The sequence below is a fragment of the Streptomyces sp. NPDC005898 genome, assembly GCF_040629635.1.
Classification (GTDB): domain Bacteria; phylum Actinomycetota; class Actinomycetes; order Streptomycetales; family Streptomycetaceae; genus Streptomyces.
This window is the reverse complement of the sequence record NZ_JBEXWC010000012.1, coordinates 51,313-73,795: the sequence shown is the minus strand read 5'-3', so window position 1 is coordinate 73,795 and position 22,483 is coordinate 51,313. Positions and strand designations below refer to the sequence as shown.

Here is a 22,483-nt window from a genome sequence, read left to right as displayed (position 1 = left end):
GTGACCGGCGGCTTGGCGCGCGGCGTCAGGAGCGGGGCGGCAGCGGCGGCCGGCGGCGGTCCGGGACGTCCGAGTAGCCCGGCGGCACCGCCGCCGGCTCGCGCTCCAAAAGCTCCAGCGCCACCCTGACCGCGTCGTCGAGCTGCGCGTGCCGCCCCTCCGCCCAGTCCAGCGGCGTGCGCAGCGCCTCGATGTCCGGCGGCACGCCGTGGTTCTCCACCGACCAGCCGTACGCGTCGAACCAGCCCGCGTTCATCGGCACCGTGATCACCGTGCCGTCGCCGAGCCGGTGCCGCCCGGTCATGCCGACCACGCCGCCCCAGGTGCGCTGGCCGACGACCGGGCCGAGGCCGAGCAGCTTGAAGGCAGCCGTGATCATGTCGCCGTCCGAGGAGGTCGCCTCGTCGGCCAGCGCCACCACGGGGCCGCGCGGCGCGTTCGAGGCGTAGGAGACGGGCTGGGCGTTGCGGGTGATGTCCCAGCCGAGGATCTTGCGGGTGAGCTTCTCCACGACCAGTTCGCTGATGTGCCCGCCCGCGTTGCCGCGCACGTCCACGATCAGCGCGGGCCGGGACACCTCAAGGCGCAGGTCCCGGTTGAACTGCGCCCATCCGGAGCCGCCCATGTCGGGGATGTGCAGATAGCCGCACTTGCCGCCGCTCAGCTCCCGCACCACCTCCCGGCGTTTGGCCACCCAGTCCTGGTAGCGCAGCGGGCGTTCGTTGACGAGGGGGACGATCGCGACCCGCCGGGCGCGGCCGCCGCCCTCCGCCGGGCGGAACGTCAGCTCGACGGTCGTGCCGCCCGCCGCCGCGAGCAGGGGGTAGGGCCCGGTCACCGGGTCGACGGGGCGGCCGTCGACGTGCGTGAGGATCGCGCCCTCGCGGATGCCCGAGCCGGCCAGCGGCGAGCGCGCCTTGGAGTCCGAGGAGTCGCCGGGCAGGATCCGCTTGACCAGCCAGCCGCCGTCCCGGCGGACGAGGTTCGCGCCGAGCAGGCCCATCGCGCGCTGGTAGTGCGGCGGGCCCTCGTTGCGGCGGGCGGGGGAGACGTAGGCGTGGGAGGTGCCCAGCTCGCCGAGGACCTCCCGCAGCAGGTCCGCGAACTCGTCGGGGGACGCGACGCGTTCCACCAGCGGGCGGTACTGCGCGAGCACCCCGTCCCAGTCGATGCCGCACATGTGGGGGTCCCAGAAGTACGCGCGGATGATGCGGCCCGCCTCCTCGTAGGCCTGCCGCCACTCGGCGGCCGGGTCGACCTCGTGCAGGACGCGGCGCAGGTCGATCCAGACCGTCGTGTCGCCGTCGCCCTGCTCGGTGGCGGGTACGGCGGTCAGGTCGCCCTCGTCGACGACCACGAGCCGTGAGCCGTCGCCGCTGAGCGCGAACCAGTCCAGGTGGTCGACGAGTGGGGACTTCTTCGCCTTGGCGATGTCGAAGTGCTCCAGGGTGGGGCGGCCCGAGGTGTCGGCGGGGTTGGCGAAGGTCTCGCCGAGCGCGCCCGAGATCGGCCAGCGCAGCCAGACCAGCCCGCCGCCGCTGACGGGGTGCAGCGCCGAGTACTTGGACGCGGCGACGGGGAAGGGGGTGACCCGGGCGGCCAGCCCTTCCGTCTCCACCGTGGTCGTGCCGTCGCCCTCGCTGTTGTCGGCCGGGTCGAGGCCGCCGGCCGCCGGGCGCCCGTCGGGCAGCAGCGCGAAGGGCGAGGGGGTCGCCGAGGAGAGCGGCACGAGGTAGGGGCGGCAGCCGAGGGGGAAGGACAGGTCGCCGGTGTGCACGTCGTAGACGGGGTCGAAGCCGCGCCAGGAGAGGAAGGCGAGGTAGCGGCCGTCGCGGGTGAAGACGGGGTTCTCGTCCTCGAAGCGGCCATTGGTGACGTCGACGATCGTGCGGGCGCCGGGGCCCGCGATCCGGGCCAGCTTGATCTGGCGCAGGGAGCGGCCGATGCCGGGGTGCGACCAGGTCAGCCAGGTCCCGTCCGGGGAGAACGCCAGATCGCGCACCGGCCCGTTGACGGACCGGATCAACTCGATGACCTCGACGGCGTCGCCCTGCCCGACGGCGGCGCCTGCCGGGGACCGGTGGGCCGTCCGGGTCCCCGGGGCGCCGTCGTCCTCCCCCGCGTCTGCGGTCCCGCCGTCCGGGGCTGCCGCCTCCGCGGCCTCCTCGGTCCCGAGGGGCTCACCACTCCCGCCTGCCTCCCTGCCCGCGGCGGCCGTCTCCGCCTCGCGGATCTCGCCCACCTCGCGGATCTGCCGGTTCAGGTCGGCGCTCACCGCGTCGGACAGGGCGATGAGCAGGAGGCGGCCGTCGTTCGAGGCGACGGCGAGGCGTTCGCCGTCCGGGTCGGAGACCAGTTCCTGGACGCGGCCGAGCCCGCCGGTCACCAGTCTGCGCGGCGGCCGGTCGCCGCTGGCGCGCGGCAGGTAGGCGATCTCCACGGCGTCCTCGCCGTCGGCGTCGGTGACGTAGGCGACCTGGCCGCCGGTGCCGAGCATCTCGGGCAGCCGCACGCGCACGCCGGGGGTGTCGGTGATGGTGCGGGCGGGGCCGTCCCGGTGGGTCAGCCAGTACAGGCTGCCGCGTACGACGACGGCGCTGGCCCGGCCCGTGGTGTCCACGGAGATCGCGTCGAGGTGCTGCGCGGCCGGCACCTGGTAGATCCGCCGCCCCGGACGCGGCCCGCCGAGCCGTACGTCCAGGCGGCGCGGCGCGGAGTCGGCGGTGAGCGCCTCGACCAGCCAGATGTCGCCCGCGCACTGGTAGACGACCCGGGTGCCGTCGCTGGCGGCGTGCCGGGCGTAGAAGGCGTCGTGATCGGTGTGGCGCCGCAGGTCGGTGCCGTCCGGCAGGCAGGAGTAGAGGTTGCCGACGCCCTCGTGGTCGGAGAGGAACGCGATGCGCCCGGCCACGAACATGGGGGAGTCCAGATGCCCGTCGAGGTGGCCGAGGATCTGCTCGCCGTGCATCCACAGGCGCCCGGTGGCCCCGCCCCGGTACCGCTTCCAGGCGGCCGGCTCGTGGGGCGGCTTGCCCGTCAGGAGCAGCGTCTTGCGGTCGCAGTCGTCGTCGGCGAGCGTGTCGGTGATCGCGATGTCGGCGACGGGACCCCAAGGCAGCTTGCCGCCGGGGGAGCCGTCGACGGGCACGCTGTAGGCCCAGCAGAAGTGCGAGAAGGGCTGGCCGTGCGAGGAGACGGCGAGGACGTCCCCGTCGGGGGACCAGCCGCAGACCCGGGTGTCGGTGCTGCCCCAGTAGGTCAGCCGGCGCGCGGGCCCGCCCGCCACCGGCGCCAGATGGATCTCCGGGTCGAGGCTGCGCCAGCTCGTGTACGCGATGTGGCGGCCGTCGGGCGAGAAGCGGGGGTGGCCCACCTTGGTGCGGTCGACGGTGAGCCGCCGGGCCCGGCCGTCGGGGGTGCCCGCCGGTGTGAGCGGGGCCACCCAGAGGTCGTCCTCGGCGGCGAAACAGAGGCGATCGCCGCTGAGGTGGGGAAATCGCAGGTAGGCGGGGTCCGCCTGGGCATCGTCGCGCTCGTCGGTCACCTCACCATGCTTTTCCGCCCGACAGGCCCCGGCAACTCGTGGCGGGCCGCGTGACGCACACCACGAACGAAACGGTTTCGTTTCGTTAAGGGGTGACCTACAGTCGAGGGGTACGAAACCGTTTCGTTCACGGAGTCGGGCGGCGCGCGCCGGGTCGCCGTCGCACCAGGAGGTGGGGACCATGGCCGAGCCGACGACCGCGCGGCGCAGCAGGATCACGCCCGAGCGCGAGGCCGAGCTGTACGAGGCCGTGCTCGACCTGCTCCGCGAGGTCGGCTACGACGCCCTCACCATGGACGCCGTGGCCACCCGCACGCGCTCCAGCAAGGCCACCCTCTACCGCCAGTGGGGGAGCAAGCCCGAGCTGGTCGCCAAGGCGCTGCGGCACAACAAGCCGGTCTCCCTGGCGGAGATCGACACCGGATCGCTGCGCGGCGACCTGTCCGAGATGGTGGCCCGCTCCGACGACTGCCAGATGGAGAAGGACGCCGCGCTGATGCGGGGCCTGTTCCACGCCGTCCACGACAACCCCGAACTCCACCGGGCGCTGCGGAACCTGCTCATCGAGCCGGAGCTGACGGGCCTGAACGATCTGCTGCGCAGAGCCGTGGAGCGCGGTGAGGTCGCCGCGGACAACCCGGCGCTGGAGTACGCCGTCCACATGCTGGTCGGCGGTTTCGTCGCCCGGGACCTCATCGAGGACCGCCCGGTCGACCGCGCTTTCCTCGCCTCGTACGTGGACGCCGTGATCCTCCCCGCCCTCGGCGTCTGACCGCTCCACCCCCCGTCCCGGCGCGACCGCTCACGCCGCCGGGCCGATCCCCCTCGCCCTGCAGCCACCCCGGGCTGCGTGTCACCTCGACCTGACCGGGAGTACGCCCCCGTGGCCACGTTCCTCTACAAACTCGGCAAACTAGCCTTCCGAAGGCGGCACTTCGTCGCCCTGATCTGGGTGGCGCTCCTCTCGCTCGCCATGGTCGGCGCGGCGTCGGCGCCCACCGCCTCCTCCAGCTCCTTCTCCATACCCGGCACGGAGGCCCAGAAGGCCTTCGACCTGCTGGAGAAGCGTGTCCCCGAGGCCAGCGCCGACGGCGCGAGCGCCCGCGTCGTCTTCAAGGCGCCGGCCGGCGAGAAGGTGACGGACCCGGCCAACAAGGCCGAGATCGTCAAGACCGTCGGCGCCCTGAAGTCCGGCTCGGACCAGGTGGCCCGCGCCGACGACCCGTTCCGCGCCAAGACCGTCAGCAAGGACGGCTCCACCGCGTACGCCTCGGTCTCGTACAAGGTCACCGCCATGGAGCTGACCGACGAGGACCGCGACGCGCTGGAGAAGACCACCGACAAGGCCCGCGCGTCCGGGCTCACCGTCGAGGTCGGCGGCGACGCGCTCCAGGCCATGCCGGAGACCGGCTCCACCGAGATCATCGGCATCGCGATCGCGGCGGTCGTCCTCGTCATCACCTTCGGCTCGCTCATCGCGGCCGGGCTCCCGCTGCTCACCGCCCTTATCGGCGTCGGCATCGGTGTCTCGTCCATCACCGCGCTGGCCGACGCCCTGGACCTCGGCACCACCACCTCGACGCTCGCCATGATGATCGGCCTGGCGGTCGGCATCGACTACGCGCTCTTCATCGTCTCGCGCTTCCGCGGCGAGCTGGCCGAGGGCCGCGACCGCGAGGAGGCGGCGGGCCGCGCGGTCGGCACCGCGGGCTCCGCGGTCGTCTTCGCCGGGCTCACCGTCGTCATCGCGCTGGTCGGCCTCGCCGTGGTCAACATCCCGATGCTCACCAAGATGGGCTTCGCCGCGGCCGGCACGGTCGTCATCGCCGTGCTCATCGCGCTGACCCTCATACCGGCGCTGCTCGGGTACGCGGGCCGGCTCGTCCTGCCGATGGGCGAGAAGAGCCGGCTGTTCGGCGGCGGCAAGAAGCCGGCCGGTGCCGACGCCGACGCCGAGCGGCCGGGTGCCGCCAAGCCGAACATGGGCACCCGCTGGGCCCGCTTCGTGGTGCGCCGCCCGATCGCGGTGCTGCTGGTCGGCGTCGTCGGGCTCGGCGCCGCCGCCCTCCCCGTCTCGCAGCTGGAGCTGGGCCTGCCGGACGACGGCGCGCAGCCCACGTCCACGACCCAGCGCAAGGCGTACGACCTGGTCTCGGACGGTTTCGGGCCGGGCTTCAACGGGCCGCTGATGGTGGTCGGCGACCTCAAGGGCGCCGACGACCCGAAGGCGGCCGCCAAGGAGATCACCAAGACCATCTCGGGCCTCGACGACGTCCTGACGGTCGCCCCGCCGATGATCGACAAGGCGGGTGACACCGCGATCATCAGCGTCGTGCCGTCCTCCAAGCCCAGCGGCGTCGAGACCGAGGACCTGGTCCACTCGATCCGGGACACCGGCGCGAGGATCACCGGCGACACCGGCGCCGAGATCATGGTGACCGGCACCACCGCCATGAACATCGACGTCTCGCAGAAGCTCAACGACGCCCTGCTGCCCTATCTGGCGCTGGTCGTGGGCCTGGCCTTCCTGCTCCTGATCGTCGTCTTCCGCTCGGTCCTGGTCCCGCTCAAGGCGGCCCTCGGCTTCCTGCTCTCGGTCCTCGCGGCCCTCGGCGCGGTCGTCGCGGTCTTCCAGTGGGGCTGGTTCGGTTCGCTCTTCGGCGTGGAGCAGACCGGCCCGATCATGTCGATGATGCCGATCTTCATGGTGGGCGTGGTCTTCGGCCTCGCGATGGACTACGAGGTCTTCCTGGTGACGCGCATGCGGGAGGCGTACGTCCACGGGGAGCGGCCCGGCCAGGCGGTCGTGACCGGCTTCCGGCACGGGGCCCGGGTGGTCTCGGCGGCGGCCGTCATCATGATCGCGGTGTTCGCGGGCTTCATCGGCTCCAGCGAGCAGATGGTCAAGATGATCGGCTTCGGCCTCGCGATCGCGGTGTTCTTCGACGCGTTCGTGGTCCGCATGGCGCTGGTGCCCGCCGTCCTCGCGCTGCTCGGCGGGAAGGCGTGGTGGCTGCCCAAGTGGCTGGACCGCGCGCTGCCGAACGTCGACGTCGAGGGCGAGGGGCTGCGTACGGCGGCGGAGCGGGACGCCGATCCGGACGCGGACCGGGACCTGGTGCGGGTCTGACTCCGCCGGACGGGGCCGGGCCGGCGTCCGGCCCCGTCGGCCGGGTCAGTGGTTGACCGGGGTGGCGGTGTAGGTGCGGCGCAGGAAGCGGATCAGTGTCGCGGCGTCGAACTGGACGACCGTCACCCCCTCCCGCGCGTGGAACTCCACGACCGTCTGGACCCGGCCGCAGGGCCAGATGTGCACGTCACCGGCGGTGACCGGGGCGCGCAGGCCCCTTTCGAGCAGGTGCCTCGCGAGGGCCCGCTCGCGGTGGCCGGGGAGGCCGATCCGTACGGTGTGCGGGTCGGCCTCCGCGTCGTAGCGCAGGACGGCGGGGACGGCGCGGTGGCCCTCGGAGGAGTCCGTGACGAGGTGGGCGCGTGCGTACTGCTCGACTGCGGACATCGCTGAACTCCTCACCCCGACGCCATTTCCTCACCAATGTCCCATATGTCCGGCCGTCTGCCCTGAGGTGGCGGCCGAAGTGGCCCACCCGGCGGGCGTAGCCGTATCGGGACGTCGGTGCTCTTGCAAACAGTTCGCAACAAGGCCGTATCCTTGAACGGTTCACGAGCGAGCTGCCCTGCCAGGGCCCCTGCCCAGGAGTGCACGCATGCATGTCCCCGACGGATTCATCAATGCTCCCGTCTCCGCCGCGGCGGGGGTCGTCGCCGCGGGAGCCGTGGCGGTCAGCCTCAAGGGCGCCCGGCGCGAACTGGACGAGCGGGCGGCCCCGCTCGCCGGACTGGTCGCCGCCTTCATCTTCGCGGTGCAGATGCTGAACTTCCCCGTCGCTGCGGGCACCAGCGGGCACCTCCTCGGGGGCGCGCTGGCCGCGATCCTCGTCGGCCCCTACACCGGGGTCCTGTGCGTCTCCGTCGTCCTGCTCATGCAGGGCGTCCTCTTCGCGGACGGCGGCCTGACCGCGCTCGGCGTGAACATCACCGACATGGCGGTCGTCACCACCGTCGTCGCCTACCTCGTCTTCCGCGGTCTGGTGAAGGTCCTGCCGCGCGGGCGCCGCTCGATCACGGTCGCCTCCTTCGTCGCGGCGCTGCTGTCCGTGCCCGCCGCCGCGATCGCCTTCACGCTGATCTACGCCGTCGGCGGCACGACCGACGTCTCGCCGACCAGGGTCGCCACCGCCATGGTCGGCGTCCACGTCCTCATCGGCATCGGCGAGGCCGCGATCACCGCGCTCACCGTGGGAGCGGTGATCGCCGTGCGGCCCGACCTCGTGTACGGGGCGCGCGACCTGGCCCGGCCGCTGAAGCTGCGGGTGGGCGGGGAGCTGGTCGACGCGCCGGCCCCCGTCACGGCACCGGCCGCCTCGGCCCGCTCGGCCCCCTCGCCCAAGAAGGTGTGGCTCACGGGCCTCGCCGCCTCCCTCGTCCTCGCGGGCTTCGTCAGCTTCTACGCCTCCGCGGACCCCGACGGCCTGGAGAAGGTCGCCCGCGACAAGGGCATCGACAAGAAGGCCGAGGAGCACGCCGCCGCCGACTCGCCGCTCGCCGACTACGGCGTCAAGGACGTCACCGACGCCCGTCTCTCCGGTGGCCTCGCCGGTGTGATCGGGGTCGGCGTCACCGTCGTCGCCGGGTCGGCGGTGTTCTGGGCGCTCAGGCGCCGGCGTACGGGCGAGACGGGGCCCGCGTCGACCGCGGACGTCACCGGTGCCACCGCCCCCAGCGGCTCCGAGAAGGCCTGAGGTGGGCGCGGGCCACGCCCACCGGCTCTACCGGCACGGCCACTCGCCGGTGCACGCGCTGCCCCCGCACGCCAAGCTCGCGGCGGTCTTCTGCTTCGTGCTCGTCGTCGTCTCCACCCCGCGCGAGGCGATGTGGGCGTTCGGGGTGTACGCCCTGCTCCTCGCCGTCGTCGCGCGGGCGGCCCGGGTGCCGGCCGCGTTCCTCCTCAAGCGGCTGCTGATCGAGGTGCCCTTCGTGGCCTTCGCCGTCCTGATGCCGTTCGTGGCGCAGGGCGAGCGCGTCGACGTGCTCGGCGTCTCCCTGAGCGTGAGCGGCCTGTGGGGCGCCTGGAACGTCCTGGCCAAGGGGACGCTGGGCGTCGCCGCGTCGGTGCTGCTCGCCTCCACCACCGAACTGCGCGAACTGCTCCTCGGCCTCCAGCGGCTGAAGCTGCCGCCGCTGCTCGTCCAGATCGCCTCGTTCATGATCAGATACGGCGATGTCATCACCGACGAGATGCGCCGCATGAGGATCGCCCGGGAGTCGCGCGGCTTCGAGGCGCGGGGCGTGCGGCAGTGGGGCGTCCTCGCCAGGTCCGCGGGCGCGCTCTTCATCCGCTCCTACGAACGCGGGGAGCGGGTGCACCTCGCGATGGTCAGCCGTGGCTACGCGGGCTCGATGCCGGTCATCGACGAGGTGACCGCCTCGCGCGCGCAGTGGACGTACGCGCTGGCCCTCCCGTCCGCCGCGCTCCTCGTATGCCTGCTGGGGTGGACGCTGTGACCGCCGGCCGGGGTGGATGCTGTGACGCGCCGACTGGAATGGATGCTGTGACGCGGATGGATGTTGTGACGCGCCGACCGGGACGGATGCTGTGACGCGGATGGATGCTGTGACCTCGACGCCTTCGCTGGAAGTGGCCGGCCTCGCCTTCGCCTACCCCGACGGGCACCAGGCCCTGTTCGGCGTGGACTTCCGCGTCGGGCGCGGCGAGCGCGTCGCCCTGCTCGGGCCGAACGGCGCGGGCAAGACGACCCTCGTCCTGCACCTGAACGGCATCCTGACCGCCGGCGCGGGCTCGGTGACCGTCGCCGGGCTGCCCGTCGGCAAGAAGCACATGGCCGAGATCCGGCGCCGGGTCGGCATCGTCTTCCAGGACCCGGACGACCAGCTGTTCATGCCGACGGTCCGCGAGGACGTGGCGTTCGGCCCGGCGGCGTCGGGAATGCGGGGGCCCGAGCTGGAGACGCGCGTGGCCAAGGCCCTGGCGCGGGTCGGCATGGCGGACTACGCGGACCGCCCGCCGCACCACCTCTCCTTCGGCCAGCGCCGCCGGGTCGCGGTCGCGACCGTCCTCGCCATGGAGCCGGAGATCCTCGTCCTGGACGAGCCCTCGTCCAACCTCGATCCGGCCTCGCGGCGCGAACTGGCCGACATCCTGCGCTCTCTGGACGTCACCGTCCTGATGGTCACGCACGACCTGCCGTACGCCATGGAGCTGTGTCCGCGCGCGCTGATCCTCAGCGAGGGCACGATCGCGGCGGACGGTCCGACCGGCGACCTGCTGGCCGACGACGCCCTGATGCGCGCCCACCGCCTGGAACTGCCTTTCGGCTTCGATCCGAAGACGCTCAAGGCGAGCGGCCAGGGAATCACGGGCTAGCGGTGGCTGTTGGGCTGGACATGAATGACGTCATGGGTGGGGTGCGGGGCTCGGTCGCCGACGGTTTCGAGGCGGTCCGCGAGGCCTTCGCACGCAACCTCGCCGAGCGCGGGGAACGCGGGGCCGCCGTCACCGTCTACCGGCACGGGCGCAAGGTCGTGGACCTGTGGGGCGGCACGCGGGACGTCGACGGCGACCTCGCCGCCGGGGACGCGCCCTGGGAGCCCGGCACGGCACAGGTCATCCGCTCGGCCACCAAGGGCGTGGCCGCCGCCGCCCTCCTCCTGCTCCACCAGCGCGGTGAGCTGGACCTGGACGCGCCGCTCGGCACGTACTGGCCGCAGTTCAAGGCGCGCGGCAAGGAAGGCGTCCTGGTGCGGCACGTCCTCGCGCACCGCGCGGCGGTACCCGCCCTGGACCGGCCGCTGACCCCGGCCGAGGCGCTCGACCCCGACCTCGCGGCGGCGGTGGTCGCGGCGCAGGCCCCGTTCTGGGAGCCCGGCGCGGACCACGGCTACCACGCGCAGACCTACAGCTGGCTCACCGGCGAACTGGTGCGGCGCGTGACGGGCCAGGCCGTCGGGGAGTGGATCGCCGCCGAGATCGCCCGGCCGCTCGGCCTCGGCCTGTGGCTCGGGCTGCCGGAAACGGAGGCGGCGCGGGCCGGCCGGATGGGCCGCGTCGAACCGCCTGCCGCGGCGGGCGGTCTGCGCCTGCGGCCGAAGCGGAACGTCGCGGCGGCCTACGCGGATCCGAACTCGCTCACCCGCCGCGCCTTCGGGGCGATCGATCCCACGCCGGACGAGAACGACCCGCTGTACCGGGCGGCCGCCCTGCCCGCCTCCAACGGCATCGCCACGGCGGACGGCCTGGCCCGCTTCTACGCCGCGCTCATCGGCGAAGTCGACGGCGGCACCCGGCTGTTCGCCCCTCGGACGATGGAGGCGGCCCGGACCGAGCAGTCCGCGGGCCCCGACCGCGTCCTGGTCGTCCCCACCCGCTTCGGCCTCGGCTACATGCTGCACGGCGCCGCCTCCCCGCTGCTCGGCCCCGGCTCCTTCGGCCACCCCGGCCGCGGCGGCGCCCTCGGCTTCGCCGACCCGGAGTCGGGGACCGCCTTCGGGTACGTCACCAACGGGATGGGCAAGGGCGTCACCGCGGACCCGCGGGCCCAGGCGTTGGTACGGGCGGTGCGCGAGGGGCTCGGCGCGTAGCCGGACTCCGGGGCCCGCACCGGGACGAGGGGCGTCAGTTCCCGGCGGGGGCGCGGCTCTCGATCCGCCGCAGGGCGAGCAGGCCGCCGACACCGGGGGTCAGGGCGCGCCACCGGGCCCCGGGCGCGGCGGCCGACGGCACGGTCCACGTGGTGGCGATGACGACGAGGTACGCCGTGCCGTGCAGCGGGCCGAGCAGCGCCGAGAGCGCGGAGGCGTGGACCGTGCACAGGTTGGCCAGCAGCAGGACGAGCGAGAGGGCCTCGGCGGCGGCCGCGATCCGCAGGGTGCGCACGGGACTCACGCTCCCGTGGTGGAGCCGGGGCGGACGATCATCAGGACGACGACGATCGCCCAGAGCAGGTTGAAGACACCGGTGAGCATCGCCAGCCGGGCGGCGGCCTTCGCGGGCCCCTCGCCCCCGGACCCGGCCCCGTACCTTGGGCCGCTTGGCGCGGCGCCCGCACCGCCCTGTGCCGGCGCGTCGCCCTGCGCCAGCGCGAGCAGGCGGCGCTGGCCCGGCAGGACGGCCAGCGCCAACAGGCCCGCCGCGAGGGCGGTCAGGGCGAGCGAGGCGATGAGCCACGCGTCGCCGAGCACGCCGAGGCGGGCCCCGGTGGCGATGCCGAAGACGGGCACCGCGATGCCCGCGACCGCGTAGCCGCGGCACACCCGGTGCAGGAGCGCGGCGACTCTCGGCCCCTCCTCGCCGCCGATCGCCCGCAGCGCCTGGCGCGGGAACATCGAGGCGGCCACGGTGATCGACCCCACGGCGAGGATCGCCACGAGGACGTGGACGGACAGCAGGAGCTTGGTCACGGCGGAGCCTCCGGAGGAAACATATACGTTGGCTGCCAATACATACACCGCCTACGGTCGCTTTGTGTAGGCTGCCTACTCATGAAGGCGGATGCGGTGCGCGGGCACCTCGACGGACTGCTGCTGGCCGTGCTGGAGCAGGGCCCCCTGCACGGGTACGCGATCATCGCCGCGGTGCAGCGCCGCAGCGGCGGCGTGCTGGAGCTGCGTACGGGCACCATCTACCCCGCGCTGAACCGCCTGGAGCGGCTCGGCCTGCTCAGCAGCGGCTGGCAGGCGACGGGCGAACGGCGGCGCAGGTGCTACGAGTTGACGGACGCGGGGCGGGCGACGCTGGCCGGGGAGCGGGCGGCCTGGAGCGAGTTCACCGCGGCGATCGGCTCGGTCCTCAACCCCGCCCCGAACACGGGACTCGCGACGTGACCCCCCTTGCCCCGCCCCTCCAGGCGTACGTGGCCGAGCTGACCGCCGCCCTGCACGGCCCCGCCAAGGCCAAGGCCCGCCTGGTCGAGGAGATGCGGGACGGTCTCACCGACACGGCCGCCGCGTACGCCGACGCCGGACTGTCCGAGGAGGAGGCCGCCCACCGGGCACTGCGGGAGTTCGGGACCGTCGCCGAACTCCTGCCCGGCTGCCAGCGGGAACTGACCGTCGCCCAGGCCCGGCACACCGCGCGGGCCGTCACCCTGGCCGCGCCGTTCCTGGCCGGCTGCTGGTACCTGGCCAGGACCGCGGGCCACGGCCTGGCCTGGCAGCTGCCGCGCACGGCCCAGCTGCTCGCCGTCCACCTGGCCGTCGTCGCGACCCTCGCCGCGCTGCTCGCCGCGGCCGCGCTGGCCGCCACGGGCAGCCTCGCCCGCCGCCTGCCGACGCCGCGCCGGCTGCCGCTCGTGGTCGCCTGGGCCGGCACGACCGCCAGCGCGGCCATGGCGGCGGCGACCCTCGCGCTCACCGCCGCGGCGGCCCTCACCGGCGACTGGCCCCTGCTCACCTGCGCCGGCCTGCTGGCCGCCGCGTCCCACGCCACCCTGGCCCCCTCGGCCCGCGCCTGCCGCCACTGCGCCCACCTCCCGGAACCGGCCACGGGCTGACGTGGACGGGCTCAGACCGCGACGCCGAGTTCCTCGCGCGTCCGGTGGAAGAACGCGCGTACGGCCGGCTCGCGTCTCCAGGGGACCAGGGCCGCGTTGAACTCGCGGACGTAGTCCTTGGCCCGGGTCGACTGGACGCGGGCGAGAATGTCGACGGACCGGTGGCCGAGTTCGAGCCCGTGGTCGAGGTCGCGGGCCTGAAGGTGGGCCGTCCCGACGATCGCGAGGCGCATGCCGACGGAGCGGGTGAACGCGCCGGCCGGCATGGCGGCGGCCCGCTGGTTCCAGGCCAGGGCCGCCTTGGGATTCCCCAGGTCCCGGAAGATCTCGGCGGCGTCCGCGGACAGGCGGGCGTGGTGGTAGAAGTCGATCCAGGCGGGTTCGTCCCCACTGTCCGCCGCTGCCCGGTCGAGGAGGAACTCCGAGGCGGCCAGAGCCCGTGCGGCGGCTCGGGGGTCGTTTCCGCGGGCGTGCGCGCGGGCCTCGATGAGTCTGGTGAACGCCAGCACACGAGGAGTCGCGTGTCCCTTGGCCCGATTGAAGGCGCCCTGCGCCATGTCGACGGCCTCGGAGGCGAAGCCCCGCATCAGGGTCTGCATGGCCATGGTGGTCAGCACGTAGCAACCCAACTGCACGTCGCCGCCGGCGCGGGCGAGCCGAAGGGCCTGGATGAAGTGGCGCTGGGCGACCTCGTGCTGGCTGACGTCGAAGGCGGTCCAGCCCGCCATGCGGGACAGCTCGGCGGTGACGGAGAAGAGTTCACGGCCGGTCCGGTCGGAGAACGACCCTTCGAGGAGCGGGGTCGCCCTCCGGTCGAGACAGTCGGTGAGGGAGTTGGCCCGCCAGTTCCCGCCCCCGAACCTGGAGTCCCAGCGGCGGGCGTCGTCGGCGGCCTCACGCAGTTCGTCGAGGTCGGCCCGGCCGACCTGCCTGCCGCCGCGGCGTTCCGCGGTGTCGTCGGTGGGGGCGATGAGCCAGCGGGTGACGGGAGTGGTGAAGGCGGAGGCGGCGAAGGCCGATCCGGCTCCGGCCAGGAAGTCGCGGCGGTTCACGGAGCTCCAGAACGAAGTGGCGACGCGGATGGCATCGACGGGGTCCCGCGGGAAATCCAACCCCGCGTCCGCGTCCACGGCCCCTGTGCCGCCCATGCCGATCTCACAGAGGCCGACGGGACGCCCGAGCCTCTCGGCGACGGCCTGTGCCAGCAGTTTGGGGACGGGCCATTTCGGTGTCATTCCCCGTCTGCACCAGTTCGCGACGGACGTGTGCGAGTAATCGGTCTCCACCCCGGCGGCCCGGGCGAGCTGATTGACGCGCAGAGCCAGGGACTTGTGGCTCGCGCCACTGGCTTCGATGATCCGGGCCAGCTCCACGTTGGGCGGACGGGGCCGTCGGGCGACCGATGCCATGACCTGCTCCCTTGCCGGTGACTCACCATGGACGGGCCACCGACCCTATTCCTCCTGGCGGGGCCGCGAACCGTGGTCGCGAGATGTGAGCCCCCTTGTGAGCCCTCCCTCCGTCCTCGGCGATCGTCGACCCGGAGGCGGAACCCGACCCCTATCTCGACGGCGTGTCCGGGGTGCTGCTGGCCTTCAACGGCGAGATCTACAACTACCGGCATCAGGCGAAGGCCTGGGGCATTCCGCTCGCTGCCCGTGAGACCGACGCGCACTTCCTGCTGCGGGCCTGGGTCAGGTTCGGACCGTCCTGCCTGGACGGTCTGGACGGCATGTTCGCCCTCGCTGTCCACGACCCGCGGGCCGGGACGCTGTTCCTGGCGCGAGACCGGCTCGGCGAGAAGCCCCTCTACTGGCGCCTGGACGGCGGTCGGCTCGCGTTCGCCTCCGAGGTCACCACCCTGACCGGCTATGGCAGCGCACCGCTGGTGCTGCGGCCGGAGATGCGGGCGATCGAGACACCGACCGGCGTCGACACCCCCTTCCAGGGCATCCAACTGCTCGCACCACGAGCTCGGTGCCGAGGTCACCGTCAGCGACCCGAAGGCTCTGGACAACGCGCGCAAGACGTGTCCGGAACTCGACTTCGTCGCCGACCCCGTCATCGCCGTGCAGGACGCCGACCTGCTGCTGCATCTGACCGAATGGCCGCAGTTCTCCCTCGTGGACCCGCGTCGGCTCGCGGCCGGCGTCTCGGTGCCGAACGTGATCGACGGCCGGGGCACCCTCGACCCGGTCGCCTGGCGCGAGGCCGGCTGGAACTTCCGCGCGCTCGGTTGCCCCTGAGCCACGGACCGATGACAGGCCCGTCGCCGCCTACCCCGCGTGCAGCATCAACCCGATCCCCGCCACCATCAGCCCCGCCGCGACCAGCCTCGGTGTGCCGAAGCGTTCCTTGAAGAAGATCGCGCCTATCGCCGCGCCGACGATGATCGAGGACTCCCGCAGGGCCGAGACCGGGGCCAGGGCCGCCTTGGTCTGGGCCCACAGGACCAGGCCGTACGCCGAGACCGACAGGGCCGCGCCGAGCAGGCCCACCGCCGCGAACGGGCGGAGTCTCGCGGGGAGTTCGCCGCGCCAGCGGTACGCCGCGTAGAGCGGGATCGCGAGGCCCTCCAGGATCATCAGCCACGCGATGTAACCCATCGAGGAGCCGGAGGCGCGCACGCCGAGGCCGTCCACCACCGTGTACGCCGCGATGGAGACGCCCGTCGCGAGGGCCGCGCCGATCGCCGGCCAGTCCGGGCGGCGCCCCGAGCCCCGTATGCCCCACAGGGCGAGGCACGTCAGGCCCGCGCACGACACGGCTACGCCCGCCGCCTGCCGGCCGTCCGGGGTCTCGCCCGCGAACACCGCCGCGAGGACCGTCACCACCAGCGGCGCCGTGCCACGCGCGATGGGGTACGCCTGGCCGAAGTCGCCGAGCTTGAACGACCGCATGAGCAGGGCGTAGTAACCCACGTGCAGGAGGGCGGAGAGGACCAGGTAGGGCCAGGCCCCCGCCGCGGGGAGCGCCACGAAGGGGGCCAGCAGCAGGCCGATCAGCGTGCCGCCGCCGGCGATGAGCGTGAAGCCGACCAGCTTGTCCGTGATGTGGTGGGCGATCGCGTTCCAGGCGGCGTGCGTGACGGCGGCGAGCAGGACCGCCGCCGCGACCAGCGGGGTCACCGCGCGGTCTCGCGCACGTCCACCGGGGTGCCGCCCGCGTGGGCGATCAGCGACTCGGGGTCCATGGGGAAGACGGCGTAGGGGGTGCCCGCCGCCGCCCACACCACGTCGTGGGCGAGGAGCGAGCGGTCGGCGAGGACGCGGGTCCTGGTGGCGTGGCCGAAGGGCGGCACCCCGCCGATCGCGTAACCGGTGGTCTCCCGGACCACGTCCGCCTTGGCCCGCGTGACCTTCTCCGCGCCCAACTCCCGCCGCACCAGCTCCACGTCGACCCGGGACGCGCCGTCCATCAGGACCAGGACCGGCACGCCGTCCGCCGCGAAGATCAGCGACTTGCAGATCTGGCTCAGTTCGCAGCCGATCGCGTCCGCCGCCTCCTGCGCGGTACGGGTCTGCTCCGGGAAGCGGCGGGCCCGGCCGACCACCTCGGCCAGGCCCAGCTCACGCAGGGCGGCGGCGAAACGGGGGTGGGCGGCGGACTCGGCCGGCTCCACGGACCCGGCCGGGGCGGCGCCCCCGGTGCCGTCGGGCTCTGCGGACGCGGCGCGTTCAGAAGTGCTCATGCGCGGCACGCTAGCGGTCCGTGTACGGGACATGCGACCGCGTATCCGCATGGCGGACACCGGACAGGGGCCCGGTACGGCACCCGGCGGAGCTTCCCCTGGGACCCGCCGCTCCGGTACGGCAGCCCCCGGGGCCCTGGGGCCTCGGCCCCCGGCTCAGCCCCCGGCCAGCAGCATCGCCCGAACCAGCGGGCCCGCCGAATCCCCGCCGTGGCCGCCCTGTTGCACGACCGCCGCCGAGGCCAGGTCGCCCCGGTACGCCGTGAACCAGCCGTTCGGCTTCTTCTGGCCGTCGACCTCCGCCGAGCCCGTCTTCGCGCCGGCGTCGGAGCCAAGGCCCCGCATCGGCTCCGCCGCGGTGCCGGCCACCGCCGTGTAGCGCATGAGGTCCCGCAGCGCCGAGGCCGTCGCCCCCGACATCCTGCGCGGCGCCGTCGCGAGCGTGCGGTCGTCGAGGTCGGGCGAGACCAGGTAGGGCTGGCGGAACCTGCCGGACTTCACCGTCGCCGCGACCGACGCCATGTTCAGGGGGTTCATCCGCACCCCGCCCTGCCCGATCAGCGAGGCCGCCATCTGGGCGTCCGACTGGACCGGGACCGCGCCGTCGAAGGACGGCACGCCGATCGACCAGTCGTCGCGGCCGAGGCCGAAGACGTCCTGCGCCTGCCGGGTCAGCGAGTCGTTCTCCAGCTTCTTGGCGCGGCTGATGAAGGCCGTGTTGCAGGAGCGCGCGAAACTCGCCCGGAACGTGCCGTTCTTGATCTGGAACTTGTCGTCGTTCTGGAACTTCCAGCCGCCGTACGTCACGTACTTGGGGCACGGATGCTTCTTGTCCACCCCGGCCAGCTTCTTCTCCAGGAGCATGGAGGAGCTGATGACCTTCATCGTGGAGCCGGGCGCCAGGGAGCCCTGGAAGGCCATGTTGAAGCCGGTGGGGTTGGAGTTGGCGGCGGCCAGGATCTCACCGGTGCTCGGCTTGACGACGACCACGGAGGCCCGCTGCCGCTTGGCGGTCTCCCGTTCCGCCGCGGCCTGCAACCGACCGCTGAACGTCGTCCGCAGCGTCCCCGGGGTGCCCGACGAGAGCGTCAGGAGCGTCTTGTCGGGCGTCGAGTCCGCGTCGTCCTTCTTCGGCCTCGCGCCGTCCTTCTTGGCCGGGGCCCCGTTCGCGGCAGCGCCCTTGCGCGCGGAGCCGGCCGGTCCGTCGTCCGCCCGCACCACCCGAAGTTCCACGCCCGCCCGGCCGCCGGCCTTCTTGCCGTACTTCTCGCGCAGGCTGTCCAGCACCGTCCCGAGCGAGGGGTACTTCGCCGCCGTCAGCTCCTTGCCGTCCCGGTCCACCGCCTTGATCGGCGGGTCGCCCGCCTCCCCGGTGACCAGCCGGTCGCCCGCCCGCAGTTCGGGGTGCGGGACCGAGGGGCGCCAGGCGACCAGCGTCCTGCCGTCGCTCTTCCGGCGCACCACCGTCAGCTCGGACGCGTAGGCGAAGGGCTTGCTCTGCCCCTTGTACGCCACCACGGTGGCCGCCTTGAAGGGCACATCTGTACCGGAGCGCCTGCCCGGCGTCAGTCGTATCTCCCGGAAGCGGCCCTCCTCGCGGTAGGACGTGAGGGCCTCGCGCGCCGCGTCTCGGTCGTCCGTCAGCGCGGCGGCCCGGGACACGTCGCCCTTGGACCACGCCGTGAGGAACGCCCGCGCGGTGTCCCGCACCTCGGCCGGCGTCGGCGGCCCCGAGGCCACCCGCTTCCCGTCGGCCGAGTCGCCCGACCCGGAACCGGGGCCACCGGAGAGCGCGTACGCGGCGGCCCCCACCCCGCACAGGACGACGGCCGCCGCCCCCACGAGCACTCCCGGACGCATCCGCGTGTCCCGTGATCCGCCGTCCTTGCGCCCGGCGGCGCGCCTTCGCTTGCCCACAAAACCTCCGCAGTCTCCCCGGGGAGCCCCCAAGCTCCGCACCGGAAGGCCACCTTAGAGGCGTACGGCGAGGCCCTTGACCACTTTTTCGTCCGGCCGTACGACGTTCGGGGCCGCCCTCTGCCCTGCGCGTGCCCCGCCGGCCGGGCCCACCGGGGCGCCGGACCCGCACCGCGTCAACCGCGCCCCCCTGCACCCGGACCGCACCACCCTCACCCCACCCGCAGCACCTCCGCGACGATCGGCCCCGCCGCGTCGCCGCCGTGCCCGCCCCGCTGCACCATCGCGGCGGCCGCCACATCGCCCCGGTAGCCGGTGAACCAGCTGTCGGACGTCGCCTGCCCCCCGACCTCCGCCGACCCGGTCTTCGCGCCGATGTCGCCCGGCAGGCCCGCCATCACCCGGGCCCCGGTGCCGCTGACCGCCGTGCGGCGCATCATCCGGCGCAGCTGGGCCACGGTCGAGGCGGGCAGGCCGCGCGCGGTGGCCAGTTCGCGGTCGTCGAGGGACCTCGGCACGATCACCGGCTGCCGGAAGGCGCCCGTCATCGCGGTCGCCGTGACCGAGGCCATGGTCAGCGGGTTCAGCTGGACCGTGCCCTGGCCGATGGCGTTGGCGGCGCGCTCGGGGCCGGGGGAGGGCGGGACGGAGCCGTCGAAGGAGGGGACGCCCACCTTCCAGTCGCCGAGGCCGAGGCCGAAGCCGTCGCGGGCCTCCTCGGTCAGGGAGGCGTCGGTGAGCCCGCCCTCGTCCACGAGCTTCACGAACGCGGTGTTGCAGGAGCGCGCGAAGCTCTCCGCGAACGTCGCGGACTCGTCGGGCGCGAGGCCCGTGAGGTTGTGGAAGGTCTGGCTCTGCCAGGTGGCGGTGGCCGGGCAGGGCGCGGGCCCGTCCGCCTTGGCCACGCCCTTGTCGAGGAACATCGCCGCCGAGACGATCTTCATCGTGGAGCCGGGTGCCACCTTGCCGAGGAACGCGGCGTTCCAGCCGTCCTCGCGGTGGTTGGCGACCGCGAGGACCTCGCCCGTGCTCGGCTCGACCGCGACCACCGACGCGTCGTCGTTGCGCAGCACCGCTTGCTCCGCCGCCTTCTGCACGGGCGCGCTGAGCGTCGTGCGCAGCTTGCCGGGCCTGCCCTTGGCGAGGGTGAGCAGCGTGCGGGTCCCGGCGTCCTCGTCGGCATGTCGCACGTACAGCTCCACGCCCGGGCTGCCGCCCGCCGTCCTGGCGTACTTCGTGCGCAGGTCGGCCAGGAGCGGGCCGAGTGAGGGGTACTGCTTCGCGTGCAGGACGGTGCCCGCGCGGTCCACCGCCTGGAGGGCCGGCGCCTTGGCCTCGCCCGTCACCAGCGTGTCGCCCTTCTTCAGGGCGGGGTGCAGGACGGCCGCCGACCAGTCGACGAGCGGGCGGCCGGTCGTCTCGCCCCGTACGACGGTCAGCTCGGAGTCGTAGGCGAGAGGTTTGCTCCGGCCCTTGTACGACACCGTGGCCGACACGGAGAACGGCACGCGCGCGCCGGACGCCCGCTTCGGGGTGAGCCGCACCTTCGTCAGCCGCGCGTCCTCGCGGTAGCCGGTCAGGGCGCTCAGGGCGGCCTCGGCGTGGTTCGTGTACGCGGCGGCCCGCCCGGCGTCGCCCTTCGCCCAGGCCGTGAGGAACTGCCGGGCGGTGTCGCGCACCTCGCCGCCGGTGGGCGGCCCCGTCCGCACCTGCTCGGGGCCGGGCCCCGCGGAACCGCCGCCACCGCTGACCCCGCTCACCAGGTTGTACGCGCCGTACCCGGCGCCTCCCACCATGACGGCGAAGACCCCGCCGACCAGAGCGGCCTTTGCTCCGTTGCGCACGATGCGCCCCCTCCCCAGGAGAGCCTTCCCCAAGGAGTCGCCCGGGAAGGCCTTTCCTCCGGCACTTTATGGGCAGGAAGGGAATTGCGTGACGGCTGTTATCGGAAGGTGTCCCGCCTCTCAGACCCAGGTGTCCAGCCACATTCGGGACCGCCAGGAATCGATGGGAATGGCGGTGCCGGTATAGATGGGCCAGAAGTAGATGAAATTCCACAGGATGAGCAGGACGACGACGCCGGACGCGGCGGCACCGGCGACGCGGCGCCGCTCACCGGAGCCGGCCGGCCCCAGCATCGCGCCGATGAGCATCGCCACCGCCAGGCACAGGAACGGCACGAAGACGACCGCGTAGAAATAGAAGATCGTCCGCTCCTGGTAGAAGAACCAGGGCAGATAGCCGGCCAGGACCCCGCAGAGGATCGCGCCCGCCCGCCAGTCGCGGCGGAACGCCCACCGCCACAGGACGTAGACGAGCGCGCACCCCGCCACCCACCACAGCAGGGGGGTGCCGAGCGCGAGGACCTCGCGGGCGCACTTCTCGGTGGTGCCGGCCGGGCAGCCGTCCTTGCCGGGCAGCGGCGACTCGTAGAAGTAGGAGACGGGCCGGCCGTCGACGAGCCAGCTCCAGGGGTTGGACTGGTAGGTGTGCGGCGAGGACAGGCCCACGTGGAACTCGTAGACCGCGTGCTCGTAGTGCCACAGGCTGCGCACCCAGTCCGGCAGCCACGTCCAGCCGCCGCCCCGGCCCTGGGTCGCCGCCCAGTCGCGGTAGTAGCCGCCCGTGCCGTCCGCCGGGGAGAGGATCCAGCCGAGCCAGGACAGCACGTACGTGACGACCGCCACCGGCACCGTGGAGACGAAGGCGGGCAGCACGTCCCGCAGCAGCACCGCCCGGTAGGGCCGCACCGCGCCGGCGACGCGGCGCGCCCCGACGTCCCACAGGACGGTCATCAGGCAGAAGAAGACCAGCACGTACAGCCCGCTCCACTTCGTGCCGAAGGCGAGCCCGAGGCAGAGACCGGCCGCCCACCGCCACGGCCGCCATCCCAGGCGCACCGTTTCGGCGACGCGGGCGTCGGGCCGCACGATCCCGTCCTCGTCGACGGGCAGCGCCGCCGCGAGTCTTTCGCGCGCCTTGTCCCGGTCGATCAAGAGGCACCCGAAGGCGGCCAGCACGAAGAACATCAGGACCTGGTCGAGCAGCGCGGTACGGCTCATCACGAAGTGCAGGCCGTCCACCGCGAGCAGCGCGCCCGCCAGGCACCCGAGGAACGTGGAGCGCAGCAGCCGCCGCCCGATCCGGCACAGCATCAGGACCGACAGCGTGCCGAGCACCGCCGTCATGAACCGCCACCCGAACGGATCGAAGCCGAACAGCCATTCGCCGATCCCGATGACGTACTTGCCGACCGGCGGATGCACCACGTACGAGGCGTCGTGCGGGATCGCGATGTCGCCGCCCTGCCGCAGCACGTCGTCGTTGATCTTCTCCGGCCAGTTGACCTCGTAGCCGCGGTGGATGAGCCCCCAGGCGTCCTTCGCGTAGTACGTCTCGTCGAATATCACGGCCTTCGGGTTGCCGAGGTCCCAGAACCGGCTCACCCCGGCGACCAGGGTGACCAGCAGCGGACCGAGCCAGGCCGCCCGGCGCACCACCCGGTCCGCGGCGGCCGCCGACAGGCCGAGCGTCGTCCACAGCCGGGGGCCGGGCCGGGTGTACGGGGGGACCAGCCGCGCCCCGACGTCGTCCGCGGGCCGCGCCACATGGCCGAATCGGCGCAGCCGCCGCTGCCACGAGGGCCGCCGCTCCTGCGCTGCCTGGCCCTCGCGGGTGTCCGGGGAAGACGCGGTACTGGTCACCGCGCCATCGTAGGGAACGAGACTGTACGAGTCCCGTCCG

At 73.5% G+C, this 22,483-nt stretch carries 19 protein-coding genes and 1 pseudogene; 10 read left to right on the top strand and 10 right to left on the bottom strand.

Going from position 1 to position 22,483, the window contains the following annotated elements:
• Nucleotides 1-25 precede the first annotated feature (25 nt).
• Entirely contained in the window at nucleotides 26-3,544 is a 3,519-nt protein-coding gene (locus ABZ385_RS18220; protein WP_358912162.1) for a S41 family peptidase, read from the bottom strand.
• A gap of 181 nt (nucleotides 3,545-3,725) precedes the next feature.
• On the opposite strand from ABZ385_RS18220, the gene ABZ385_RS18215 reads away from it, so the two are divergent.
• Nucleotides 3,726-4,316, top strand: a complete 591-nt coding sequence (locus ABZ385_RS18215) for a TetR/AcrR family transcriptional regulator (RefSeq protein WP_358579647.1) — start codon at nucleotides 3,726-3,728, stop codon at nucleotides 4,314-4,316.
• Nucleotides 4,317-4,427: 111 nt separating this feature from the next.
• Entirely contained in the window at nucleotides 4,428-6,674 is a 2,247-nt protein-coding gene (locus ABZ385_RS18210; RefSeq protein ID WP_358912160.1) for an MMPL family transporter, read from the top strand.
• A 45-nt stretch (nucleotides 6,675-6,719) separates the two neighbouring features.
• On the opposite strand, the gene ABZ385_RS18205 is transcribed toward ABZ385_RS18210, so the two are convergent.
• Nucleotides 6,720-7,061 carry an SsgA family sporulation/cell division regulator gene (locus ABZ385_RS18205; protein ID WP_358912159.1) on the bottom strand — a complete coding sequence of 114 codons (342 nt, stop codon included), beginning with the start codon at nucleotides 7,059-7,061 and terminating at the stop codon, nucleotides 6,720-6,722.
• Nucleotides 7,062-7,269: 208 nt separating this feature from the next.
• On the opposite strand from ABZ385_RS18205, the gene ABZ385_RS18200 reads away from it, so the two are divergent.
• From ABZ385_RS18200 to ABZ385_RS18185, 4 genes are all read left to right on the top strand, one after another.
• Entirely contained in the window at nucleotides 7,270-8,364 is a 1,095-nt protein-coding gene (locus ABZ385_RS18200; RefSeq protein WP_358579640.1) for an energy-coupling factor ABC transporter permease, read from the top strand.
• A gap of 1 nt (nucleotide 8,365) precedes the next feature.
• Nucleotides 8,366-9,127: a cobalt ECF transporter T component CbiQ gene (gene cbiQ / locus ABZ385_RS18195; protein WP_358579637.1), complete on the top strand. Its 762-nt coding sequence runs from the start codon at nucleotides 8,366-8,368 to the stop codon at nucleotides 9,125-9,127.
• Nucleotides 9,128-9,227: 100 nt separating this feature from the next.
• The gene (locus ABZ385_RS18190; RefSeq protein ID WP_358700450.1) at nucleotides 9,228-10,007 is read left to right on the top strand and encodes an ABC transporter ATP-binding protein; all 780 of its coding nucleotides are present in this window, start codon (nucleotides 9,228-9,230) and stop codon (nucleotides 10,005-10,007) included.
• Between the two features lie 20 nt (nucleotides 10,008-10,027).
• The gene (locus ABZ385_RS18185) at nucleotides 10,028-11,221 is read left to right on the top strand and encodes a serine hydrolase domain-containing protein (RefSeq protein WP_358912157.1); all 1,194 of its coding nucleotides are present in this window, start codon (nucleotides 10,028-10,030) and stop codon (nucleotides 11,219-11,221) included.
• A 34-nt stretch (nucleotides 11,222-11,255) separates the two neighbouring features.
• Here the strand turns inward: ABZ385_RS18185 and ABZ385_RS18180 are convergent, their stop codons facing one another.
• Complete coding sequence (locus ABZ385_RS18180) at nucleotides 11,256-11,525, bottom strand: hypothetical protein (RefSeq protein ID WP_358579630.1); 270 nt, start codon at nucleotides 11,523-11,525, stop codon at nucleotides 11,256-11,258.
• The gene (locus ABZ385_RS18175) at nucleotides 11,522-12,040 is read right to left on the bottom strand and encodes a hypothetical protein (protein ID WP_358912155.1); all 519 of its coding nucleotides are present in this window, start codon (nucleotides 12,038-12,040) and stop codon (nucleotides 11,522-11,524) included. Before ABZ385_RS18175 ends, ABZ385_RS18180 begins: the two co-directional genes overlap by 4 nt.
• Nucleotides 12,041-12,121: 81 nt before the next feature.
• Between ABZ385_RS18175 and ABZ385_RS18170 the strand changes: the two genes are divergently transcribed.
• Both ABZ385_RS18170 and ABZ385_RS18165 read left to right on the top strand, forming a co-directional pair.
• Nucleotides 12,122-12,463, top strand: a complete 342-nt coding sequence (locus tag ABZ385_RS18170; protein WP_358701544.1) for a helix-turn-helix transcriptional regulator — start codon at nucleotides 12,122-12,124, stop codon at nucleotides 12,461-12,463.
• Nucleotides 12,460-13,131, top strand: a complete 672-nt coding sequence (locus ABZ385_RS18165) for a permease prefix domain 1-containing protein (protein WP_358912153.1) — start codon at nucleotides 12,460-12,462, stop codon at nucleotides 13,129-13,131. Before ABZ385_RS18170 ends, ABZ385_RS18165 begins: the two co-directional genes overlap by 4 nt.
• Nucleotides 13,132-13,142: 11 nt before the next feature.
• On the opposite strand, the gene ABZ385_RS18160 is transcribed toward ABZ385_RS18165, so the two are convergent.
• Nucleotides 13,143-14,540 carry a sporulation protein gene (locus ABZ385_RS18160; protein ID WP_358912151.1) on the bottom strand — a complete coding sequence of 466 codons (1,398 nt, stop codon included), beginning with the start codon at nucleotides 14,538-14,540 and terminating at the stop codon, nucleotides 13,143-13,145.
• A gap of 122 nt (nucleotides 14,541-14,662) precedes the next feature.
• On the opposite strand from ABZ385_RS18160, the pseudogene ABZ385_RS18155 reads away from it, so the two are divergent.
• Together ABZ385_RS18155 and ABZ385_RS18150 are read left to right on the top strand one after the other, a co-directional pair.
• Nucleotides 14,663-14,983 (top strand): annotated as a pseudogene (locus tag ABZ385_RS18155) (asparagine synthetase B); the annotation flags it as partial.
• Nucleotides 14,984-15,002: 19 nt separating this feature from the next.
• Nucleotides 15,003-15,377 carry a UDP binding domain-containing protein gene (locus ABZ385_RS18150; RefSeq protein ID WP_358912149.1) on the top strand — a complete coding sequence of 125 codons (375 nt, stop codon included), beginning with the start codon at nucleotides 15,003-15,005 and terminating at the stop codon, nucleotides 15,375-15,377.
• 30 nt (nucleotides 15,378-15,407) lie between these two features.
• Here the strand turns inward: ABZ385_RS18150 and ABZ385_RS18145 are convergent, their stop codons facing one another.
• The 5 genes from ABZ385_RS18145 to ABZ385_RS18125 all read right to left on the bottom strand — a co-directional run bounded on the left by ABZ385_RS18145 (nucleotide 15,408) and on the right by ABZ385_RS18125 (nucleotide 22,443).
• Nucleotides 15,408-16,259 carry a DMT family transporter gene (locus ABZ385_RS18145; RefSeq protein ID WP_358579610.1) on the bottom strand — a complete coding sequence of 284 codons (852 nt, stop codon included), beginning with the start codon at nucleotides 16,257-16,259 and terminating at the stop codon, nucleotides 15,408-15,410.
• Nucleotides 16,256-16,822, bottom strand: coding sequence for a YbaK/EbsC family protein (locus ABZ385_RS18140; protein ID WP_358912147.1), 567 nt, complete (start codon nucleotides 16,820-16,822; stop codon nucleotides 16,256-16,258). Before ABZ385_RS18140 ends, ABZ385_RS18145 begins: the two co-directional genes overlap by 4 nt.
• 156 nt (nucleotides 16,823-16,978) lie before the next feature.
• Entirely contained in the window at nucleotides 16,979-18,739 is a 1,761-nt protein-coding gene (locus ABZ385_RS18135; RefSeq protein ID WP_358912145.1) for a penicillin-binding transpeptidase domain-containing protein, read from the bottom strand.
• 212 nt (nucleotides 18,740-18,951) lie between these two features.
• A complete protein-coding gene (locus ABZ385_RS18130; RefSeq protein ID WP_358912143.1) occupies nucleotides 18,952-20,583 on the bottom strand; it encodes a penicillin-binding transpeptidase domain-containing protein in 1,632 nt (543 codons plus the stop codon).
• Between the two features lie 120 nt (nucleotides 20,584-20,703).
• Nucleotides 20,704-22,443 carry a phospholipid carrier-dependent glycosyltransferase gene (locus ABZ385_RS18125; protein ID WP_358912141.1) on the bottom strand — a complete coding sequence of 580 codons (1,740 nt, stop codon included), beginning with the start codon at nucleotides 22,441-22,443 and terminating at the stop codon, nucleotides 20,704-20,706.
• Nucleotides 22,444-22,483: the final 40 nt, after the last annotated feature.

Bases quoted from the DNA above. Each gene is read 5' to 3' on its own strand.
- ABZ385_RS18215 (WP_358579647.1), top strand. From the start codon at position 3,726: ATGGCCGAGCCGACGACCGCGCGGCGCAGCAGGATCACGCCCGAGCGC.
- ABZ385_RS18205 (WP_358912159.1), bottom strand. From the start codon at position 7,061: ATGTCCGCAGTCGAGCAGTACGCACGCGCCCACCTCGTCACGGACTCC.
- ABZ385_RS18200 (WP_358579640.1), top strand. From the start codon at position 7,270: ATGCATGTCCCCGACGGATTCATCAATGCTCCCGTCTCCGCCGCGGCG.
- ABZ385_RS18190 (WP_358700450.1), top strand. From the start codon at position 9,228: ATGGATGCTGTGACCTCGACGCCTTCGCTGGAAGTGGCCGGCCTCGCC.
- ABZ385_RS18185 (WP_358912157.1), top strand. From the start codon at position 10,028: ATGAATGACGTCATGGGTGGGGTGCGGGGCTCGGTCGCCGACGGTTTC.
- ABZ385_RS18170 (WP_358701544.1), top strand. From the start codon at position 12,122: ATGAAGGCGGATGCGGTGCGCGGGCACCTCGACGGACTGCTGCTGGCC.
- ABZ385_RS18160 (WP_358912151.1), bottom strand. From the start codon at position 14,540: ATGGCATCGGTCGCCCGACGGCCCCGTCCGCCCAACGTGGAGCTGGCC.
- ABZ385_RS18150 (WP_358912149.1), top strand. From the start codon at position 15,003: ATGGCAGCGCACCGCTGGTGCTGCGGCCGGAGATGCGGGCGATCGAGA.
- ABZ385_RS18140 (WP_358912147.1), bottom strand. From the start codon at position 16,822: ATGAGCACTTCTGAACGCGCCGCGTCCGCAGAGCCCGACGGCACCGGG.